The organism is Bacillus sp. T3, assembly GCF_033449965.1.
Taxonomy (GTDB): Bacteria; Bacillota; Bacilli; order Bacillales; family Cytobacillaceae; genus Bacillus_BU.
In genome coordinates, this window is the sequence record NZ_CP137761.1 from 1,640,411 (window position 1) to 1,658,700 (window position 18,290).

General features: G+C 38.0%; 20 protein-coding genes and 5 pseudogenes. 17 read left to right on the forward strand and 8 right to left on the reverse strand.

Annotated features, from left to right (window positions below; all coding sequences use genetic code 11):
• Nucleotides 1-78 precede the first annotated feature (78 nt).
• Nucleotides 79-918 (forward strand): sulfurtransferase, encoded by an 840-nt coding sequence (locus RGF10_RS08455; protein ID WP_318508617.1) that lies wholly within the window; start codon nucleotides 79-81, stop codon nucleotides 916-918.
• A 208-nt stretch (nucleotides 919-1,126) separates the two neighbouring features.
• On the opposite strand, the gene qoxD is transcribed toward RGF10_RS08455, so the two are convergent.
• The 4 genes and pseudogenes from qoxD to qoxA form a co-directional block, all read right to left on the reverse strand.
• A complete protein-coding gene (gene qoxD, locus RGF10_RS08460; protein ID WP_318508618.1) occupies nucleotides 1,127-1,408 on the reverse strand; it encodes a cytochrome aa3 quinol oxidase subunit IV in 282 nt (93 codons plus the stop codon).
• Nucleotide 1,409: 1 nt separating this feature from the next.
• A pseudogene (gene qoxC / locus RGF10_RS08465) lies at nucleotides 1,410-2,004 on the reverse strand (cytochrome aa3 quinol oxidase subunit III).
• A pseudogene (gene qoxB, locus RGF10_RS08470) lies at nucleotides 2,004-3,951 on the reverse strand (cytochrome aa3 quinol oxidase subunit I). The pseudogenes qoxC and qoxB overlap by 1 nt, the downstream one beginning before the upstream one ends.
• A 55-nt stretch (nucleotides 3,952-4,006) precedes the next feature.
• Nucleotides 4,007-4,903: a cytochrome aa3 quinol oxidase subunit II gene (gene qoxA / locus RGF10_RS08475; RefSeq protein WP_318508619.1), complete on the reverse strand. Its 897-nt coding sequence runs from the start codon at nucleotides 4,901-4,903 to the stop codon at nucleotides 4,007-4,009.
• Nucleotides 4,904-5,577: 674 nt separating this feature from the next.
• On the opposite strand from qoxA, the gene RGF10_RS08480 reads away from it, so the two are divergent.
• From RGF10_RS08480 to mnhG, 12 genes and pseudogenes are all read left to right on the forward strand, one after another.
• Nucleotides 5,578-5,706 (forward strand): PAS domain-containing protein, encoded by a 129-nt coding sequence (locus RGF10_RS08480; protein WP_318508620.1) that lies wholly within the window; start codon nucleotides 5,578-5,580, stop codon nucleotides 5,704-5,706.
• A 64-nt stretch (nucleotides 5,707-5,770) separates the two neighbouring features.
• Complete coding sequence (locus tag RGF10_RS08485; protein ID WP_318508621.1) at nucleotides 5,771-6,601, forward strand: sensor histidine kinase; 831 nt, start codon at nucleotides 5,771-5,773, stop codon at nucleotides 6,599-6,601.
• On the forward strand, nucleotides 6,582-7,079 hold the full coding sequence (locus RGF10_RS08490) for a response regulator (RefSeq protein WP_318508622.1): 498 nt from the start codon (nucleotides 6,582-6,584) through the stop codon (nucleotides 7,077-7,079). Before RGF10_RS08485 ends, RGF10_RS08490 begins: the two co-directional genes overlap by 20 nt.
• 8 nt (nucleotides 7,080-7,087) lie before the next feature.
• The gene (locus tag RGF10_RS23795; protein WP_412176719.1) at nucleotides 7,088-7,189 is read left to right on the forward strand and encodes a LuxR C-terminal-related transcriptional regulator; all 102 of its coding nucleotides are present in this window, start codon (nucleotides 7,088-7,090) and stop codon (nucleotides 7,187-7,189) included.
• Between the two features lie 134 nt (nucleotides 7,190-7,323).
• Nucleotides 7,324-8,190 carry a 5'-3' exonuclease gene (locus RGF10_RS08495; RefSeq protein WP_318508623.1) on the forward strand — a complete coding sequence of 289 codons (867 nt, stop codon included), beginning with the start codon at nucleotides 7,324-7,326 and terminating at the stop codon, nucleotides 8,188-8,190.
• A 281-nt stretch (nucleotides 8,191-8,471) separates the two neighbouring features.
• The gene (locus tag RGF10_RS08500) at nucleotides 8,472-10,877 is read left to right on the forward strand and encodes a Na+/H+ antiporter subunit A (RefSeq protein ID WP_318508624.1); all 2,406 of its coding nucleotides are present in this window, start codon (nucleotides 8,472-8,474) and stop codon (nucleotides 10,875-10,877) included.
• A complete protein-coding gene (locus tag RGF10_RS08505) occupies nucleotides 10,874-11,299 on the forward strand; it encodes a Na(+)/H(+) antiporter subunit B (protein ID WP_318508625.1) in 426 nt (141 codons plus the stop codon). Before RGF10_RS08500 ends, RGF10_RS08505 begins: the two co-directional genes overlap by 4 nt.
• A complete protein-coding gene (locus tag RGF10_RS08510) occupies nucleotides 11,299-11,640 on the forward strand; it encodes a Na(+)/H(+) antiporter subunit C (protein WP_318508626.1) in 342 nt (113 codons plus the stop codon). The genes RGF10_RS08505 and RGF10_RS08510 overlap by 1 nt, the downstream gene beginning before the upstream one ends.
• A pseudogene (locus RGF10_RS08515) lies at nucleotides 11,633-13,124 on the forward strand (Na+/H+ antiporter subunit D). Before RGF10_RS08510 ends, RGF10_RS08515 begins: the two are co-directional and overlap by 8 nt.
• A 7-nt stretch (nucleotides 13,125-13,131) precedes the next feature.
• Nucleotides 13,132-13,608: a Na+/H+ antiporter subunit E gene (locus RGF10_RS08520; protein WP_318508627.1), complete on the forward strand. Its 477-nt coding sequence runs from the start codon at nucleotides 13,132-13,134 to the stop codon at nucleotides 13,606-13,608.
• Nucleotides 13,608-13,892, forward strand: coding sequence for a Na(+)/H(+) antiporter subunit F1 (locus RGF10_RS08525; RefSeq protein WP_318509384.1), 285 nt, complete (start codon nucleotides 13,608-13,610; stop codon nucleotides 13,890-13,892). The genes RGF10_RS08520 and RGF10_RS08525 overlap by 1 nt, the downstream gene beginning before the upstream one ends.
• A complete protein-coding gene (gene mnhG, locus RGF10_RS08530) occupies nucleotides 13,876-14,226 on the forward strand; it encodes a monovalent cation/H(+) antiporter subunit G (RefSeq protein ID WP_318508628.1) in 351 nt (116 codons plus the stop codon). The genes RGF10_RS08525 and mnhG overlap by 17 nt, the downstream gene beginning before the upstream one ends.
• Before the next feature lie 236 nt (nucleotides 14,227-14,462).
• On the opposite strand, the gene sspL is transcribed toward mnhG, so the two are convergent.
• Nucleotides 14,463-14,597: a small, acid-soluble spore protein L gene (sspL, locus tag RGF10_RS08535; protein WP_318508629.1), complete on the reverse strand. Its 135-nt coding sequence runs from the start codon at nucleotides 14,595-14,597 to the stop codon at nucleotides 14,463-14,465.
• 114 nt (nucleotides 14,598-14,711) lie between these two features.
• On the opposite strand from sspL, the pseudogene RGF10_RS08540 reads away from it, so the two are divergent.
• Both RGF10_RS08540 and RGF10_RS08545 read left to right on the forward strand, forming a co-directional pair.
• Nucleotides 14,712-15,198 (forward strand): annotated as a pseudogene (locus RGF10_RS08540) (divergent PAP2 family protein).
• A 39-nt stretch (nucleotides 15,199-15,237) separates the two neighbouring features.
• The gene (locus RGF10_RS08545; protein ID WP_318508630.1) at nucleotides 15,238-15,507 is read left to right on the forward strand and encodes a DUF6123 family protein; all 270 of its coding nucleotides are present in this window, start codon (nucleotides 15,238-15,240) and stop codon (nucleotides 15,505-15,507) included.
• Nucleotides 15,508-15,541: 34 nt separating this feature from the next.
• Here the strand turns inward: RGF10_RS08545 and RGF10_RS08550 are convergent.
• Nucleotides 15,542-16,458, reverse strand: a pseudogene (locus RGF10_RS08550) (DMT family transporter).
• An 18-nt stretch (nucleotides 16,459-16,476) separates the two neighbouring features.
• On the reverse strand, nucleotides 16,477-16,872 hold the full coding sequence (locus RGF10_RS08555; protein WP_318508631.1) for a reverse transcriptase-like protein: 396 nt from the start codon (nucleotides 16,870-16,872) through the stop codon (nucleotides 16,477-16,479).
• A gap of 123 nt (nucleotides 16,873-16,995) precedes the next feature.
• Between RGF10_RS08555 and RGF10_RS08560 the strand changes: the two genes are divergently transcribed.
• Nucleotides 16,996-17,652 carry a reverse transcriptase-like protein gene (locus RGF10_RS08560; protein WP_318508632.1) on the forward strand — a complete coding sequence of 219 codons (657 nt, stop codon included), beginning with the start codon at nucleotides 16,996-16,998 and terminating at the stop codon, nucleotides 17,650-17,652.
• Between the two features lie 15 nt (nucleotides 17,653-17,667).
• Entirely contained in the window at nucleotides 17,668-17,853 is a 186-nt protein-coding gene (locus RGF10_RS08565; RefSeq protein WP_318508633.1) for a zinc-finger domain-containing protein, read from the forward strand.
• 153 nt (nucleotides 17,854-18,006) lie between these two features.
• Here the strand turns inward: RGF10_RS08565 and cspD are convergent, their stop codons facing one another.
• A complete protein-coding gene (gene cspD / locus RGF10_RS08570; RefSeq protein WP_318508634.1) occupies nucleotides 18,007-18,207 on the reverse strand; it encodes a cold-shock protein CspD in 201 nt (66 codons plus the stop codon).
• Nucleotides 18,208-18,290 lie beyond the last annotated feature (83 nt).

Genomic DNA, 18,290 nt, shown 5'->3' on the forward strand with positions numbered 1-18,290 from the left:
ATTTCAGTGTTGGACACCAAAAGAGCACGTTCAGCGCTTAATGGAAAAACGGAGTAATTGAGTAGGAGGGTAAATCAGGTGGACGCTGTATTAGAAAAGGAATGGTTAATGCAACATTTACAGGACCCTCAGGTTCGGGTAGTCGATTGCCGATTTTATCTCGGCAAACCTGATGAGGGAAGAAAAGAATACGTAATCGATCATATTCCTGGTGCGGTTTATTTTCACCTTGAAGAAGATTTGTCCGCTCCTGTCACAATGCATGGGGGACGTCACCCTTTGCCAGACGTGACCGAGCTTGTTACGAAGCTAGAGCAAGCCGGAATTAGCACGAATACGACGATTATTGCCTATGATCAAGGTGATGGGGCCTTTGCAGCAAGGCTGTATTGGTTGCTCCAATATCTAGGGCATAGTAAGGTTGCGGTATTAAACGGTGGTTACCGTGCTTGGAAGGCTGCTGGTTATCCCGTTGACAATGGGTTCCCAACTTATTCAATTGGGTCGTTTGAAGTATCGCTAAATCATGATGTTATCGCGTCCTATGAAGAGGTTAAAAGGATTGTTTTGGCTGGTAATGGCGAAACGGTGTTAATCGATTCTCGCGAGCCAAAGCGCTATAAAGGTATAGAAGAACATATTGATAAAAAAGCAGGGCACATCCCTGGTGCGATCAATAAGAATTGGATAGACGGACTTGAAGCTGGAATTTATAAATCAGCTTCAGAGCAGGAAAAGCGCTTTGCAGAACTAAGCAAGTCGCAGCCAATTATCGTTTATTGCGGCTCCGGTGTGACGGCGGCACCTAACTTTATCGCCTTAAAAAAGGCGGGTTACGAAAATGTCCGATTATATGTCGGTAGCTTTAGTGACTGGATTTCATATGATGAAAATGAGGTTGGAACAATCAGTGATTGACTTTAGCTATATCTTTGCTGCATCCGCAAAGATGAACAACTTAATCATAGTGATGTGAAACCAGGTAGATTAATTAAAGTACCAAAAAATAGCTGAATTGTGATAGCAAAATAAATAATAGGGGATGGTCATTATGACCATCCCCTATTATTTATTGATGAAAAGGAGAATGAGAGTTATATAAGACACACTCTCTATTTTATTTTGTCTACATATCCCAAAGGAAAATGAGTAGTGTTCCAAAAACGGTAATTAAGGCCATGGCAACCATAAAAAGAATTTTTCCATATATAATCCATTTGTCCTCGGTTTCCCCAGCATGCATGAAGAAAACTAGTTGTAACAAAGCCTGGGCCAACGCTGTAACCATTAAAATAGTGATCCCTTGTGCAAATGATAACTGAAGGAAATAAACCATAAGGGCTATTAGCGTTAAAAAGATGGAAAAGACGAATCCCATTATTTGTTTACGTGGAAATAATTCGCTCATTCTACAACATTCCTTTCAAATAGATGAAGCTGAAGATAAAGATCCAGACTACATCTAAGAAATGCCAATATAATGAGAAAATAAATGATTTATTAGCTGTTTCAGGCGTTAACCCTCGGTTTTTCACTTGTAAAAGGATGGCGATCCCCAAAATAATCCGAAGGTAACGTGTGCTCCGTGTGTTCCAAGTGTAGTCATAAGAATAGCTGTAAACGCACTCGTCTGCAAGGTTGCCCCCTCGTGAATATACGTAATAAATTCATCGATTTCTAAGCCCAAGAAAGCTAGACCAAGAAGAAGGGTGATCATAAAGAATGAAATCATCGCTTTTTTGCGTCCAATACGCATTGCGTGAACACCAAGGCCAATGGTAAAACTACTTGTTAATAAAATAAACGTCTCAATTAAAACAGGGGTAGTTCGAAAATCTCAGCTCCACTTGGACCCATTCCAGTTCTATGCTCTAGTGTAAAATAGGACGTAAAAAGAGTCGCAAAAAGCATAATTTCAGCAGCAAGAAAAACCCAGAAGCCAAAAATATTTAGATCATTTTGTTTTGTACTATATTCTAACGGAAGCGTATGATCTACTTTCATTAGATAACACCTCGCAAGTTGGTTTCAGTTTTTTTTATTTCATCAACAGAAATATATCGTCCGTGATCTTTTTCAAATGAGCGATGGAACAAACATACAACGATACCAATAGTAGAAATAATAACCGGGATCCATAGTGAGAAAATGACGGAAAAGCCCCAGATAAAGAATATGGCACTAAGGATAAAAGGAACTCCGCTGTTATTAGGCATATGAATTTTTTCTACTTTTCCAGGAAACAGATTATGACCTTTTTTCTTCATATCCCAAAATGCTTGGGTTGAAGCTACATGCGGTTCAATGGCAAAGTTATATTCCAGGTACAGGAGTAGGAGTTGCCCATTCAAGCGACCGTGCATCCCAAGGATCCTCTCCAATATTTCTTGATGAATATCGGACACTGTAATAAATATTGTAGACAATTAAAGCGAAGCCAATGGCCATAATACCTGCTCCAACAAATGAAACCATATTTAAAAATCCATATCCGGTTACTTCTGAATAGGTATACATACGACGAGCCTGTCCATCTAAACCGGTAATGTACATTGGGAAGAATGCGAAGGAAAATCCGATAGTAAGAAGCCAGAATGTCCATTTCCCAATTCTTTCATTTAACATAAAGCCAAACATTTTTGGCCAATAGTACGTCAGACCTGCAAGCATCGCAAATGCAAAACCAGGAATAAGGGTATTATGGAAGTGTGCGACTAAGAACATAGTGTTATGGTACTGGTAGTCAGCAGCCGACATCGCCAGCATTACCCCTGTCATACCACCAATTACAAATAACGGAATAAAACCGACGGAGTATAACATCGGAACGGTAAACCGGATTTTTCCTTTCCATAATGTGAATAACCAGTTGAAAATCTTTACCCCTGTTGGAACAGAAATAGCCATTGTTGTAATCGAGAAAAAGCTGTTTGCTATTGCCCCTTGCCCCATTGTAAAGAAATGATGCGCCCAAACCATACAGGAAAGAGCAGAAATAATAACCATAGATGCAACCATTGATTTATATCCATATAGATTTCGACCAGAAAATGTTGAGATGATTTCGCTGTATAGACCAAAGGCAGGCAAAATAAGGATATAAACTTCAGGATGTCCCCAAACCCAGAAAAGGTTGGCCCAGAGCATGTCCATGCCGCCATTTGTAGTTGCGAAGAAGTGGGTTCCAAATAATCTGTCCATCGTTCCCATCACAAGCGCAACGGTTAAAACAGGGAAAACTGTCACAATAATAAGGTTTGTAACTAAAACAGACCATGTGAACATTGGCATTTTCATTAATGTCATGCCTGGTGCTCTCATTTTAAGAATGGTCGTGATCATGTTAATTCCGGTCAATAGTGACCCAAGGCCAGATATTTGAATGGAAACCATATAATAGTTCGTTCCAACTGACTTACTGAAATCATTCCCTGCAAGTGGAAAATAAGAAGTCCACCCTGCGTCAGGAGACCCGCCGACCACAAAAGAGATATTAAATAGCATTGCACCAAAGAAGAATAGCCAAAAGCTTAAGGCGTTTAATCTTGGAAATGCAACATCTCGAGCTCCTATTTGTAACGGAACGACATAGTTCATAAAGGCAAAGATAAAAGGCATGGCCATAAAAATTAGCATGATGACCCCGTGCGTGGTGAAAACCTCATTATAATGCTGGGCATCAAGCAACTTATTATTCGGCATAGCAAGTTGTGCACGCATCATGATTGCATCTATTCCACCACGGAATAACATAATTAAAGAAGCAAATAAATACATGATTCCGATCCGTTTGTGATCAACCGTTGTCAGCCATTCACGCCATAAATAACCCCATTTTTTAAAATAGGTCAATCCAGCGATAATTCCGAGCATTGTTAGTCCAATCAAAGCCATTGATACATATATAGCGAGACTAGGATGTGGTACAGCAAACTGTTCAAAAAATTCCACTGTTCTTTACTCCTTTAAGGAAAATATTTTTCCAACTACTTATTTTCAACATCAATTACTCATGACTTCCTGGTTCTGTGCCCTGAGATGGTGAAGTATTACACTCGTCTTCTGTCTCCCCATGGTGAAGGTGTTCTGGAGCAGGACTAAATCCTAAGTGAGTACCAGTAAAGGTCATTTGTCCGAGATGCCCTGGTTTTAATATTTCGTTAAATTTTTCCTCAGTTAGCGGTTTAGCAGTACTCTTTACATCTTTTGTCCATTCATCGAACTTCTTTTCGGACATTGCCGTAACATTAAACGTATTTTCAGCAACACCTTTACCGCTAAAGTTCGCATTTCGGCCCATCATTTCTCCAGGTTCATCAGCGGCTAAGTGTAATGTTGTTACCATGTCGGACATTGCATATTTCTGTCCACCCAGCTGAGGAATCCAGAAGCTTGTTATCGGTCCGTATGAATAGAGCTTGAATTCAATCGGACGGTCAGTAGGGATATACAAATAATTGACCGTTTCAATATTTTCTTCCGGGTAACTAAAATGCCATTTCCAGTCTGACGATGAAGCATAAATGACAAGAGGTTCTTTGTCCTTATATCCTTGTGGTTTTGCCTCCACAATATTGTTGCTTTGTACAGATACCACCGAAAGATAAGTAACGATGATGACTGGTATTCCTACACAGACAAGTTCAACCCATTTGCTCCCTTCAATGTGGGGTGGTTCATAGTTAGGACTTTGCTTGGAAGCACGATATTTAACTAACATATAAATCAAAATAACAAAAACAACAATTACAATCGATGACATGATCCCAATCGAAACCAAAATATCATGAGCTTGCCTTTCGGCCTGCGGCCCTTTTGGGTTTAGAACCATGAGTGGTTCGCACCCTGTAAGCATTGTGATAATAGTGAAAACAAGTGCTAATAAAGCCATTTTTAATTTCATACAAGTACCCCTTTCCCTTACTTCAACAATAAAATCCTTTTTAATTTATTAAGTCAGCCCCAAATCTCACATCTCTCCTTTGTTCGTAAATAAAACTGATTGATTCTCCTTTGAAAGAACAAATAGGCATTTATCAAGCTAAGGAATGTTCTTATATATAATATTTTAAAAATTTGTTATGTCCGTATAAGGTTTTTCCCTTATTAGTATTTGAAATTGTGACAAATTTTCGAAATATATATGTATTTGTAATTTTTGGTGTATCATACTTACCAAGAAAGAAATGAAAAAAATCCAGTTTTTTAAAAAAACTCAATGTGCTATAGGTTATAAAAAAGGGCTGTGTTAAAGAACAATGAGTATTTTGAGCACTGAGTTGATTGGAGCGGAAGGTGCGAGACTCCTGCGGGAGAAGGTGGCATGGGAGACCCCACAGGCGCTAAAGCGCCGAGGAGAACGAAAAGCGGAAGCGGCTTGCCCAGGGGCGACAGGCATAAGACGAGCTGGCATGAAGGTCGTTCCTTGACCTTCTTGACGGATTGGCTTATGACCCCGAGCCCTTAGCCGCTGCAGTTAGACAGGCTCCCAGACTCCCCCGCGGAAAGGGAGTACCTGCAGCGGAAATCAACTTACAAATTTAACAATGTCAAAAATACATTAGGAAGTGTATGGATATGGATGTCGAGTGGTTTAAGCTAGCTTTTGAACATATGCTAGAAGGATTAATCATCATGGATCGTGCACGTCGAATTACATACATGAATCCGTTAGCCCACCAAATGACCAGGTTGGGAACTAGGTGAACCCGTTCCTTACTGTTCATATTGTCAAATACGTTGCGTCAAGGAAGATGAGGAACGTTGTATTTTGGCTAATCCGGATCCCTTACCAGCTTTTCAGGCTACGATGCCAACATATAAAGGGATAAATGAATCCTTCGAGATGAATCTATCCCCTTTCTTCATAAAAGACCAAAAATATTGGGTACTTGTTTTACGAAATCCGAAATGGACAACAGAAAAACAACAACTCAAAATTAAACAACTATTGATTCATGATACGATGTCAGCTCAAGAAGCTGAGAGGATGCGTATCGCTAGGGAGCTACATGACCATATTGGCCAAACTGTTTACAGTGTTTTTCTTGGATTGCAATCCATGAAATCCTATATCAAAGATGAGGATTTTAAAGTCCATTTAAACAAAATGGAGGCTGGTTTGGAAAAAACATTAGAAGATATTAAACGTTTATCGAAAGAGCTGCATCCTTCTACGCTTGAACATTTAGGCTTAGAAACTGCGCTTCGTAGAGCTGCCAAAGATTGGACTGTGATTTATGGAATAGAATGTACCGCTGATATTGATTTGGAAGGAATTCCTTTATCCAAGGAGTATTCCTTACACATCTTTCGTATTATTCAAGAAGCGGTCCAAAATGCGGTGAGACATGGTCATCCTGAGTTTGTATCCATTCAAGTGAAAGTAAGAGAGAATCAATTACAGTTTGAAATTTTTGATAATGGGATAGGATTTGATGTAAAAAACATGCAAAGTAAAGGGCTTGGCCGATATCATATGATAGAAAGAACTCATATGATTGGAGGAGAAATACAGTGGATTAGCGAGAAAGGGAAATTTACAATCGTTGAAGGTTATGTTCCATTAGGGGAGATAGAAAATGAACGTACTAATTATTGACGATCACTCTATTGTTAGGGACGGTCTAGCCCTTTTAATTAAACAAACGATGGATGTTAAAGGGGTTCTTTTCGCTTCAGATGGACAGGAGGCGATTCAGCAGTTCTTAAAGTATCCAGTGGATCTCGTTCTCTTGGATTTATCATTGACTTATCCACTAGAAGGCCTAGAAGTTTTAAGAGAACTTCGGTCGGTTTCCAGTGATGTCAAAATTGCCATTTTTTCGATGCATGATGAAATAGAGTATCAAAAACAAGCATTCGATCTGGGAGCAGATGGTTTTTTAATTAAAAAGTTAGATGGCGATGAGATTATAAAAGAAATTCGAAATATACTTGCTGGAAGAAGAGTATTTAATGAGGCTATTTTTGAGGGAGAAGTATCAGAACAATCTAGTCTTCCTTTATCTTCTAGAGAGACAGAAGTATTTATTTTTACTGTGCTTGGTTACACACAAAAGGAAATAGCAACCGGTTAAACATAGCTATTAAAACCGTTGAGGTACACAGAAGAAATATAGGTCAAAAACTAGGATTTAAGAAAAAAAGTGAATGGATTGAGTTAGCTAAGAAATACAAAATTGTGTAGGAACTTATCGTAAATAAATTAATATTTACCATCTATTATTTGGACTACTATTAATTTATCTTGTAGTATAATAAAACTAGTTTGCTTACAGAACAATACTACTTGTTTTACTTTGGAAAAGGGGAGTTCATATATTGACAAACAAACATTTAATGATAATAGATGGAATGGCACTTTTATTTCGCTCTTTTTATGCTACTGCTGTGAACAACTATTTTATGATAAATAGTAAAGGTGTACCTACTAATGCGCTATACGGATTTGTAAAGCACTTATTTGCAGCAAAGGATAATTTTAATCCCACCCATATTATCTGTTGTTGGGACATGGAGGGTCAAACTCATAGATCGAAAATATTTCCTGAATACAAAGCAAACCGGTCGGAGGCTCCATTAGAGCTATTACCCCAATTCAGTTTAGTAAAAGAATTGGTTTCTTCTCTAGATATTCCGAATGTAGGTATAAAAGGATACGAGGCTGACGATTGCATAGGCACGATAGTAGATGAAATAAGTAACGATACAAAGATTACTGTAGTTACTGGCGATAAAGATTTATTACAACTAATAAATGATAACACTGCTATTGCAATCATGAAGAAGGGTATTGGAAATTATGATCTATTTACAATCGATAAATTTTTTGAAGAATATGGCATTTTACCAAATCAATTTAGTGATGTAAAGGCACTGATGGGTGATTCATCTGACAATTATCCTGGAGTTAAGGGAATTGGTGAAAAGACTGCACTTAAATTAATTAAAGAATTTAATTCGATAGATGGATTATTAGAGAATTTGGATAAATTAACCAATGCCCAAAGAAAGAAGATTGAAATAGATTTAGAAAACCTAGAAATCTCAAAAAAATTAGCACAAATTTATAACAAGGTACCTGTGAATTATAATATTGAGCATTCAGAAATAAACATTATCAAATCAAAGGCTTTAGAGATGTTTGAAAATCTTGAATTTAAAGGTTTAGAAAAAATTATAAGTTAACTTTACGGTCCTGTATGGTATCATAGGTATACATGATCATATGAAAAATTTTTGGAGGAGTCTGTCACCAAGGGATAATTATGCCCTTTGGTAACAGGCTCTTTTTTGTTTGATTAAAATTTTATACATGAAAGGGTGTAGTGACTCTAAAACTATTTAGATTAGAAGGTTATATATTAACGGCTGTGTTAAATTTGTCTGTTGATTTCCGCTCCAATCAACAGAGTAGTCAAAAATCAACACTGTTCTTTAACAAAGCATTTATTTAAGGAGGTTTTGAGTTGTCTTATCTGCATTTGGCGATTTTTGCGCCGTTGTTATTAGCAATTGTTATTCCGTTTTTCTATAAAAAAATTAGCTCAGTTCATACAGGTTGGTTTGTATTACCGCTTCCAATATTTTTATTTATTTATTTTGTATCATTCTTAGCTGCAACGTCGGATCAGATGGTTGTTACAGAAACATTAAATTGGATTCCTTCTTTAGGGATAAATTTTACTGTTAAAGTGGACGGCTTAAGTATTTTATTTGCTCTATTAATTTCAGGTATTGGCGCATTAGTTGTTCTTTATTCGATTAATTACTTAGCAAAGGATAAGGAAAAACTAGATGCCTTTTACGTTTACTTATTGCTCTTTATGAGTGCCATGCTCGGAGTTGTCTTATCAGATAATATGATCGTTATGTATGCTTTTTGGGAGTTAACAAGCTTTTCTTCCTTTTTATTAATTGGTTTTTGGCACGAACGAGAAAAATCGCGATACGGAGCTCAAAAATCGATGCTTATCACCGTTTTTGGTGGGCTAGCGATGTTAGGGGGATTCATCCTACTTTATTTAATGACAGGAACCTTTAGTGTTTCTGAAACGATAGCCATCTCAACCGAGATCTTTAACCACCCATTATTTGTACCAGCATTACTTTGCATCTTGCTTGGTGCATTTACGAAATCTGCACAATTTCCATTTTATATTTGGCTACCCGATGCGATGGAAGCACCTACCCCTGTTAGTGCGTATTTGCATTCCGCCACGATGGTAAAGGCTGGAATCTATTTAGTAGCAAGATTTACTCCGGTGTTTGGTGAACATAGTCTTTGGTTCTGGCTTGTTTCAGGTGTAGGGGTGATTACGCTGTTTTGGGGTTCGTTTTTTGCTGTTAAACAAACGGATTTGAAAGGAATCTTAGCCTTTTCAACAGTTAGTCAGCTAGGGCTGATTATGAGCTTACTTGGAGTCGGGGCAGCTGCACTCCATTATGAAGCATTGGATGATAATATCTTTACCCTGGCTATTACAGCCGCAATTTTCCATTTAATTAACCATGCAACTTTTAAAGGAAGCTTATTCATGGCTGCAGGGATTATTGATCATGAAACAGGCACAAGGGATATCCGTAAATTAGGCGGTCTTATGCATTTCATGCCCATTACATTTACGATCTCAATCATTGGGGCATTCTCAATGGCGGGCCTTCCACCGTTTAATGGTTTTTTAAGTAAAGAAATGTTTTTTACTGGTATGGTCCATGTAACAGAAATGAATATTTTTAATCTGGAAACTTTCGGGATTTTATTCCCGATCATAGCTTGGGTTGCAAGTATCTTTACGTTTGTTTATAGCATGGTTTTGGTTTTCAAAACCTTTACTGGGAAATATCAGCCGGAAAAATTAGTCAAGAAACCACATGAAGCGCCAATTGGCCTGCTGATTTCACCGCTTGTCTTAGTCTTGCTTGTCATTGTTTTTGGACTTTTTCCACGTCTGCTAGAAAATAGTCTAATTTCGCCAGCGATGTCGGTGATCCTTCCAAGTCTATTAAGCAGTGGAGAAAAATTCGATGTTCATATCTATTTCTGGCATGGTTTTACGGTAGAGCTTTTGATGACGATTGGAGTCATTTTATCAGGAACGATCCTTTATATTACTTATCCTAAATGGAAGGGGCTTTACCAAGCTATTCCGAAAAAGCTAGCACTCAATCGATTCTATGATCAATTGTTAGAATGGTTTCATGCTGGGGCTTATAAGTTAACAAATTCTTACATGAATGGGTCAATCAGATCTTATCTTGTCTATATTTTTTCTTTCTTTATTTTCATTTTGACTGCAACACTGATTTGGAAAGATGCCTTTAAGTTGGAGACAGGCAATGTATCCTCGATTGGGTTATTCGAAATCATCTTAGCCATATTCGTAGTCGTCGGTTCGATTAGCATTCTCTTTGCAAAATCAAGATTGACGTCCATCCTATTACTCGGTGCTGTAGGATATACGGTTTCACTGTTCTATGTTCTCTTTCGGGCACCAGATCTCGCCTTAACACAGCTTGTAATCGAAACCATTTCTGTTGCGCTCTTTTTGGTCTGTTTTTATCACCTGCCAAAATTTCGCAAGGATGACTCTCGAATTAGCTTTAAACTTACGAATGCAGTGATCTCTATTGGTGTAGGGGCTGTCGTAACGGCGATTGCTCTTTCAGCACATAGCAATAAACTGTTTCCTTCTATTTTCCATTACTATGTGGAAAACACGTATGAGAAGGCTGCTGGAAAAAATATGGTGAATGTCATTTTAGTCGACTTCCGTGGATTTGATACACTTTTTGAGATAACGGTCTTAACGATTGCCTCGATAGGCATATATAGCATGATTAAATTAAGGTTGAATAAGAGGGATGAAGGATGAAGAAAACCAATAATGTCATTCTCGAAACGTCCATTAAGGTTCTTTTGTTCTTTATCGTCCTATATTCAGTCTATATTTTCACGGCTGGCCATTATTACCCTGGGGGTGGCTTTATTGGTGGGTTAATGACTGCAGGAGCCATTGTTCTGTTAATGATTACGTATGATATTAAGACTGTGGCTAAGATTTTGCCTATTAATTATCGAATGATTTCAGCGATTGGTCTATTAATTGCAATTGGAACAAGTGCAGGAGCTTTTTTATTTGATGTACCATTTTTAACACATGCCTTCACCCATGTTGACCTGCCTATGCTAGGTGATTTATCTCTCCATACGGCTACTCTATTTGATTTAGGAGTCTATTTTGTTGTTGTCGGTGTGACGATGACCATTATTCAAACAATAGGGGAGGATGAGTAATGGAAATAGTAATGGCATTTGTAATCGGTGTTTTATTTATGACTGCTACTTATTTAATGCTTTCAAAAAGTTTGTTACGGATAATTGTTGGGACTGGATTATTGAGCCATGGCGCTCATCTGCTCATTTTAACGATGGGGGGATTAAAACGAGGAGCAGCCCCATTGTTAGGGGAAAATGCAAAACAATACACAGATCCATTACCACAAGCTTTAATCTTAACTGCTATTGTGATTAGCTTTGGTGTTACTGCTTTTTTCTTAGTTCTGGCGTATCGATCGTATCAAGAACTAGCTACGGATAATGTGGAAGAAATGAGAGGTACAAAGCAAAATGAATAATTTAATCATTTTCCCCATTTTAATACCTTTATTGATTGGGGTAATATTAATTTTTCTTAACAAACGAATAATGGCCCAAAGGATTGTCGCTACTCTTTCATTTATTTTAACGGTATTTGTATCCTTTTCAATCGTCCAAAAAGTTCGAAATAGTGGAATTGAGACCCTAAATATAAGCAGCTGGGAAGCGCCTTTTGGAATAACATTAGTATCGGATATGTTTTCCGCTTTACTTGTCCTTACTTCAAGTATCATTGCACTGGTCTGTTTAATTTACTCCTTCCATTCAATTGGCAAAGAGCGAGAAAACTACTATTATTATCCCGTATTAAATTTTTTGTTAGTGGGTGTTAATGGGGCATTTACTACTGGCGATATCTTTAACCTGTTCGTCTTTTTTGAAGTAATGCTTATGTCTTCTTATGTCTTGCTAGTACTCGGTGGAACAGCAATTCAATTAAGAGAGTCAATAAAGTATTTGCTCGTTAATGTTATTTCATCCGCTTTGTTTGTCATCGCAGTTGCTTTTTTATACTCAGTTGTAGGTACGTTAAATATGGCTGATATTTCAGCACGAATTAGTGAAGCAAGCACGAATGGAATGCCCGGTATATTAACGGTTATTGCTGTTCTGTTCTTAATTGTATTTGGCTTAAAAGGGGCTATTTTCCCGTTGTACTTTTGGATGCCAGGAGCGTATTACGCACCTCCTGCCCCTGTTTTAGCTCTTTTCGGAGCTTTATTAACAAAAGTTGGGGTTTACGCTATAACAAGAACGTTTACGCTGTTTTTTTATCATGATCAAGACTATACTTTTGCTCTCCTTTCAATCTTGGCACTATTGTCTGTGGTAGTAGGTGTGATAGGAGCCATAGCCTATTGGGATGTTAAGAAAATCATTATTTACAATATTATCGTAGCAATTGGTGTCATCCTTTATGGAATATCGACTTTGAATCCAACCTCAATAACTGGATCTGTCTACTATTTAATTCACGATATGATCATTAAAGCAGCTCTTTTCTTCCTTATCGGAATCATCATTGCGATAACAGGGACGAGTAATTTGAAAAGCATTACAGGACTACTTAATGCATATCCAGGATTAGGGTGGACATTCTTCATTGCAGCATTAGCGCTTGCTGGGATTCCCCCATTAAGCGGTTTTGTCGGTAAACTACTGATTGTCCAAGGTGGTTTGGAGGAAAAAAGCTATATTGGTGCAGCCCTCGTCTTAATGTCAAGCTTACTTGTTTTATTTTCTGTCATGAAAATATTTATTAACGGTTTTTGGGGAAAGAAACGTGCATACAAAGGTGAGGAAAATGCTCCTGTTCCGGAGGTTATTGATCGCTCCTGTCATCTTAGTTGTACTTTCTGGACTAATAGGCTTTGGTTCAGAAGCTATTTTACCGTATATTTCTCAGGCAGCACATACCTTAGTGAATCCAAACAGTTATATTGATGCTGTCTTAAAGGAGTGAAAACCAAATGTCATTTCAAATTTTATTAAATGTGGTTCTAGCATTTTTATGGATGTTTATTAAGGTCGCCTATGATCCCGTCAGCTTTATGAAAGGCTATTTATTTGGACTCCTTGTCATATTTGTTCTAAGACGTTTTTTCAATAGCCGTTTTTATTTATTTAGGGTATGGTCTTTTATTAAGCTTACTTTTATTTTCCTTAAAGAGCTTGTTTTATCGAATATCGCGATTACGAAAATCGTGATGAAACCAAAAGTACATTTACGGCCTGGAATTTTTGCCTTACAAACAGATTTAACGAAAGACTGGGAGATAACGCTATTATCGAGTTTGATTACACTAACTCCAGGAACGTTAGTCATTGATGTTTCGGATGACAATAAAACGCTATTCGTCCATGCCATGGATATGGGGGAAGTAGAGGATGAAATCAACAGTATAAAAAATTCGTTTGAACAAGCGATATTGGAGGTGAGCCGGTGATGCTTGAAATCGTGATTCGCTTCTCTTTAATATTTTGTTCACTTGCCATGCTACTCCTTATTTATCGAGTCATCATAGGCCCGTCTATGCCTGACAGAGTTATTGCATTAGATGCAATAGGGATTAATCTTGTAGCGCTGACAGCATTAACTTCGATTATTTTGAAGACATCGGCATTTCTTGAGATCATCCTTCTAATTGGTATTCTTGCTTTTATTGGCACAGTTGCCTTTGCCAAATATTTGGAGAAGGGAGTGATTATTGAACGTGAGCGGAATCATTAATTTTCTTATCGGATTTTTTATTTTAGCTGGTTCAGTCTTATGCCTAATCGCTGCTTTTGGTGTAATCAGGCTTCCTGACGTGTACACAAGAAATCATGCCGCCTCTAAAGCGGCAACATTAGGAGTAATGTTTGTTTTGTTCGGAACCTTTTTATATTTTTTTTCATTAGAGGGTTATTTTAATTCGAGACTTATTTTAGGAATTATCTTTCTTTTTATGACATCGCCTATTTCAGGTCACCTAATCAATCGAGCCGCATACAACTCTGGTGTAAAGCTGTGGGAAAAAAGTGTTAGGGATGACTTAGCGGAGTATAACAAAAGTAAAGAATGACGATCAAAAGAATAAGAAACTGCCGAGCTTTCTCGGCAGTTTTTTTGATAAGTCGAGATAGTATAAAATTTTGATGGGTGTCTAGCTCCAGCGCCTAGCGCCTAGTGGACTTCACCCTCCCTCCCTACGATAAGTCAACATCGATTCGCTACTTACGTGCTCATCGTGTTTCCTTTATCTCAGGCGGTAGGGATCCAGTCCATACGTCGCTGAGCAAGGCGCTTGCGCTTTTCTTATTACCTTTTTGTATTCGCTTTTTTCGCAGCATTTTCGAGTTTACTTTTTGGTTCCTCTGAAAACTCTGCGTCTTGACCATAGCCCTGTGGATTCACGCCTGGGGCTTTCGTACCACGGTTTTTATGTCTTCCCATTAAACCTTCACCTCGCTAACCACTAAAAATGGTAACAATCAACTACGTTAATACTGTTCCCAGTTGGAATATTTCCACTCATGATACTTCACAATAATAGTGAGGTGATGGACAATGAACAAAGGTGTGATTATTGCGCTTTTAAGCATGGGATTGGCACAAGCAATGAAAATTCCCCTTCATTATCGTAAATCAGGCGAATGGAAGCCTAAATTGTTTTTTCAAACAGGCGGAATGCCAAGTTCTCATTCTGCTGGCGTAACATCCTTAACGACTTATATTGCACTCAAAAGAGGGTTTCCTACCATTGATTTTGCGCTTTCACTGGTCTATGGCTTGATTGTTATGTATGATGCCCAAGGCGTTCCGGAGACAGGCAGGACAATTAACTTTAAAGGTAAATGATCTTCATGAATTAGTGGAAAAAATAAAGAAAGATGAGTCGGTCGAGTTTGAAGAAAAGCCACCAAAGAAATTAAAGGAAGTTCTTGGTCACGAACCAGAAGAGGTTATTGGTGGTGCAATATTCGGAATTGTTATAGGGAGCCTAGGTTATGTCCTCGGAAAAAACGATAGAAAAATGTCGAAATTTAAGATATGATTAAAGAGATGTTTAGTCGGAGGAGAGGTTGGTTAGTCGGTGGTGACAGTAGAGGATTACATAAGTGAGTTGGAAGGTAAGGGCTTTCAATTCCAAGAAGATGCGGTAGGGTTTATTTATTTTGGCAAACACTATACAAATGCTTCAGATGAACTAATCATTGCAGCGATTGAATTAACGCTGAAGGCACAATTGCAATTTGAGGGAAGCTTCTACATCTCGTTGTTAGAAACTTTGACGGCTAACGGAATAAAGACACGAAAAGAAGCGGAACAGTTTGTTAAAGAGAAGGAATTAATTATTATATAAATCAAAAGGCTGACTCTAATGGGTCAGCCTTTTATTATGCTACATTTTTATTTTTATTCAAAGCAAAAAGCTTATTTACGGGTAATTCAGCAAAAATCATTCCCATAAAGATAAGGGCACAGCCAAAGATTGCACTGCCTGTTAATCGTTCCCCACCCCAATAATACGCTGTAATAGCGGCAAAGACCGGCTCAAGTGCAAAAATTAACGCTACCCTTGTTGCGGTGGTATATTTTTGGAAAGCGGTTTGGGCAAAGAAAGCGAGTGCTGTTGCGAAAATAGCCGTTACTAAAAGGGCATTAACTACATTTTTTTTAAATAGGATTTCTGGTTGAAAGGCTTGTTGCCAATTTTCTAAGAAAAATGCAGAAAGTATCGACAACACGGCAACAGTTGCTATTTGCACAACCGTTAGCAATAACGTAGGATGGGACGAACTATATTTTCCCGTTACGATGATTTGCAGAGCAAAGCTAATTGCACAAAGGAAAACAAGAAAATCACCAAAATTTAAACTTGTTGAATTCGCCATCGTTAATAAATATAAGCCTATTGTTGCGAGGATCACGCCAGCCACTGCATTTATTCCAGGTCGCTGTTTAAGGATGAAAATCGAAAAAAGTGGAACCAAAACAACGTTTAAACCTGTAATAAATCCAGCATTTGAAGAGGTCGTATACAACAGTCCCATTGTTTGGGTTGCATAGCCAAGAAAAAGCCAAATCCCCATAATCACTCCTGGAAACCAATAATTTTCGATTAAAGTAAAGTAGCTGCTCTTTTTTGAAAAAAAGAGCCATCCACCTAGAATCAACGCCGCTATGAGAAATCGAACTCCATTAAAGGACAAGGGGGAAGGAAGGAGATGGCATTCTGCACTAATACAAACGTTGCGCCCCAAACGAGTGCTATTGCGATTAAACTTATGTCTGCATATAAAGATTTTTTCATGTTACCACCTTGATCTAATTATGACGTTTCGTTCAGCCTGATTGCTGCCCGGGCTAGTTCATCTGCTTGCCGGCTTTCCCGTGAAGGAATCCATTTCATAAAAAACAAGTTAAACTGTTTCGTGAGCGTTAAGGCCTGTTCAAGTAAAGGTGCATATTGTTTGTTTTTTACAAATTCTTTTTCAACACCTCGATTAACAAGCTCTGAATCGGTTCGGAAGGAAACCACATCGTAACCTTTCGCAATGCATATTTCAAGTGCTTTTATAAAAGCATAATATTCTGCTTCATGATTACTCATATTTCCAAGTGGAATGGAATATTTTTCAACAATGCCATTCCCTTTAATAAAAATACCTGCACCACTAGGTCCAGGATTGCCTGCACTGGCCCCATCAATATAAATTTCAAACAATGTAATTTTCCTCCAATTCAGAGTAAACTAAAGGTAAGTGTAACATAAAACAGACTGCTACATGTATAGTTTGAATCTAGATTATGATTGTACAAAAGTATTTAATAGGGGGCGTTGCATAAAATGAAATATAAAATCGAATGGAAGTATAAAGGGAAAGGAATACCGCCGGTCCTTTTTAGTTCAGAGCTTCAAGCTGGAGAAGTTGCCCTAAAGCTTGGAGAAGAATTGGAGAAATCGGGGAAAGCCGTTGATTTAACCTTTTATGATGAAATGGGAACAGACTGGAATCTTAAACAATTACGAAAACTGTTAGCGGAAGCTGAAGAGGAAGCGAATGATATTTTAGTTTATTTTGATGGGGGCTTTCATAAAGAAACGAACCGCGCAGGCTTAGGTGTGGTCATATACTTCAACCAAGGAAAAAAGAAATATCGTATTCGTGTGAATGAACTATTTGATCAAATGGATACAAATAATGAAGCGGAGTATGCAGCCTTTTACTTTGCGTTGAACGTTCTCGAGGAGATGGGTGTTTATCGGCTTCCGTGTGAGTTTAAAGGGGATTCCCAGGTTGTATTAAAGCAGCTTGAAGGAGAGTGGCCGTGCTATGAGGAGGAATTAAACCGCTGGCTGGATCGAATTGAGCAAAAGATGGAAAAATTAGCAATCAAGCCGACTTACACGCAGATTCCACGAAATGAAAATAAGGAAGCGGACAAACTTGCTACTCAGGCTCTAGAAGGAAAAATGGTCCAAAGTAAAATGCAAATCATTTAAAAATCTCAGAAAGGAGTGGGCTTTTTGCCACGAAAACAACTGTTCAGAGAGGTTGAACAGCTGATGAAACACTACTGTAATGGCTGTTTTCTTTATCAGCACATAAAAAATGAACAGGGGAGAAGGGCGGCACACCGTTTTTGTATCACACAATGCAGTGTTGGCGAAAAATTAAAAAGCTACGGGAATAAACTGTCCTAGGGCAATAAAGTTGGTGTTCCTTTTTGGGGAAAGAATGGAAATTAAGCCAGTCTACGATCACTGCGAGTTCGGAAACATATGTTGCGAGCCCAATTAACACAACAAAAAAGGCTGGCAAAGAGCCAGCCTGATTACATATATTTGGGATTGATATTAAAGTTTTACAACATTTGCCGCTTGTGGTCCACGATTGCCTTCAACGATTTCGAAAGAAACCTCTTGACCTTCTTCTAAAGCTTTGTAGCCTTCACCTTGAATAGCTGAATAGTGAACAAATACATCGTCACCATTTTCAACTTCGATAAAACCATAGCCTTTTTCATTGTTGAACCATTTTACTTTACCGTTTTGCATAATTCTATTTCCTCCTAAGCCTTTCAAGACACGATAGTGTCGAAGATCAATATTATCATAGAACAGAATTATTCAAGATTCTA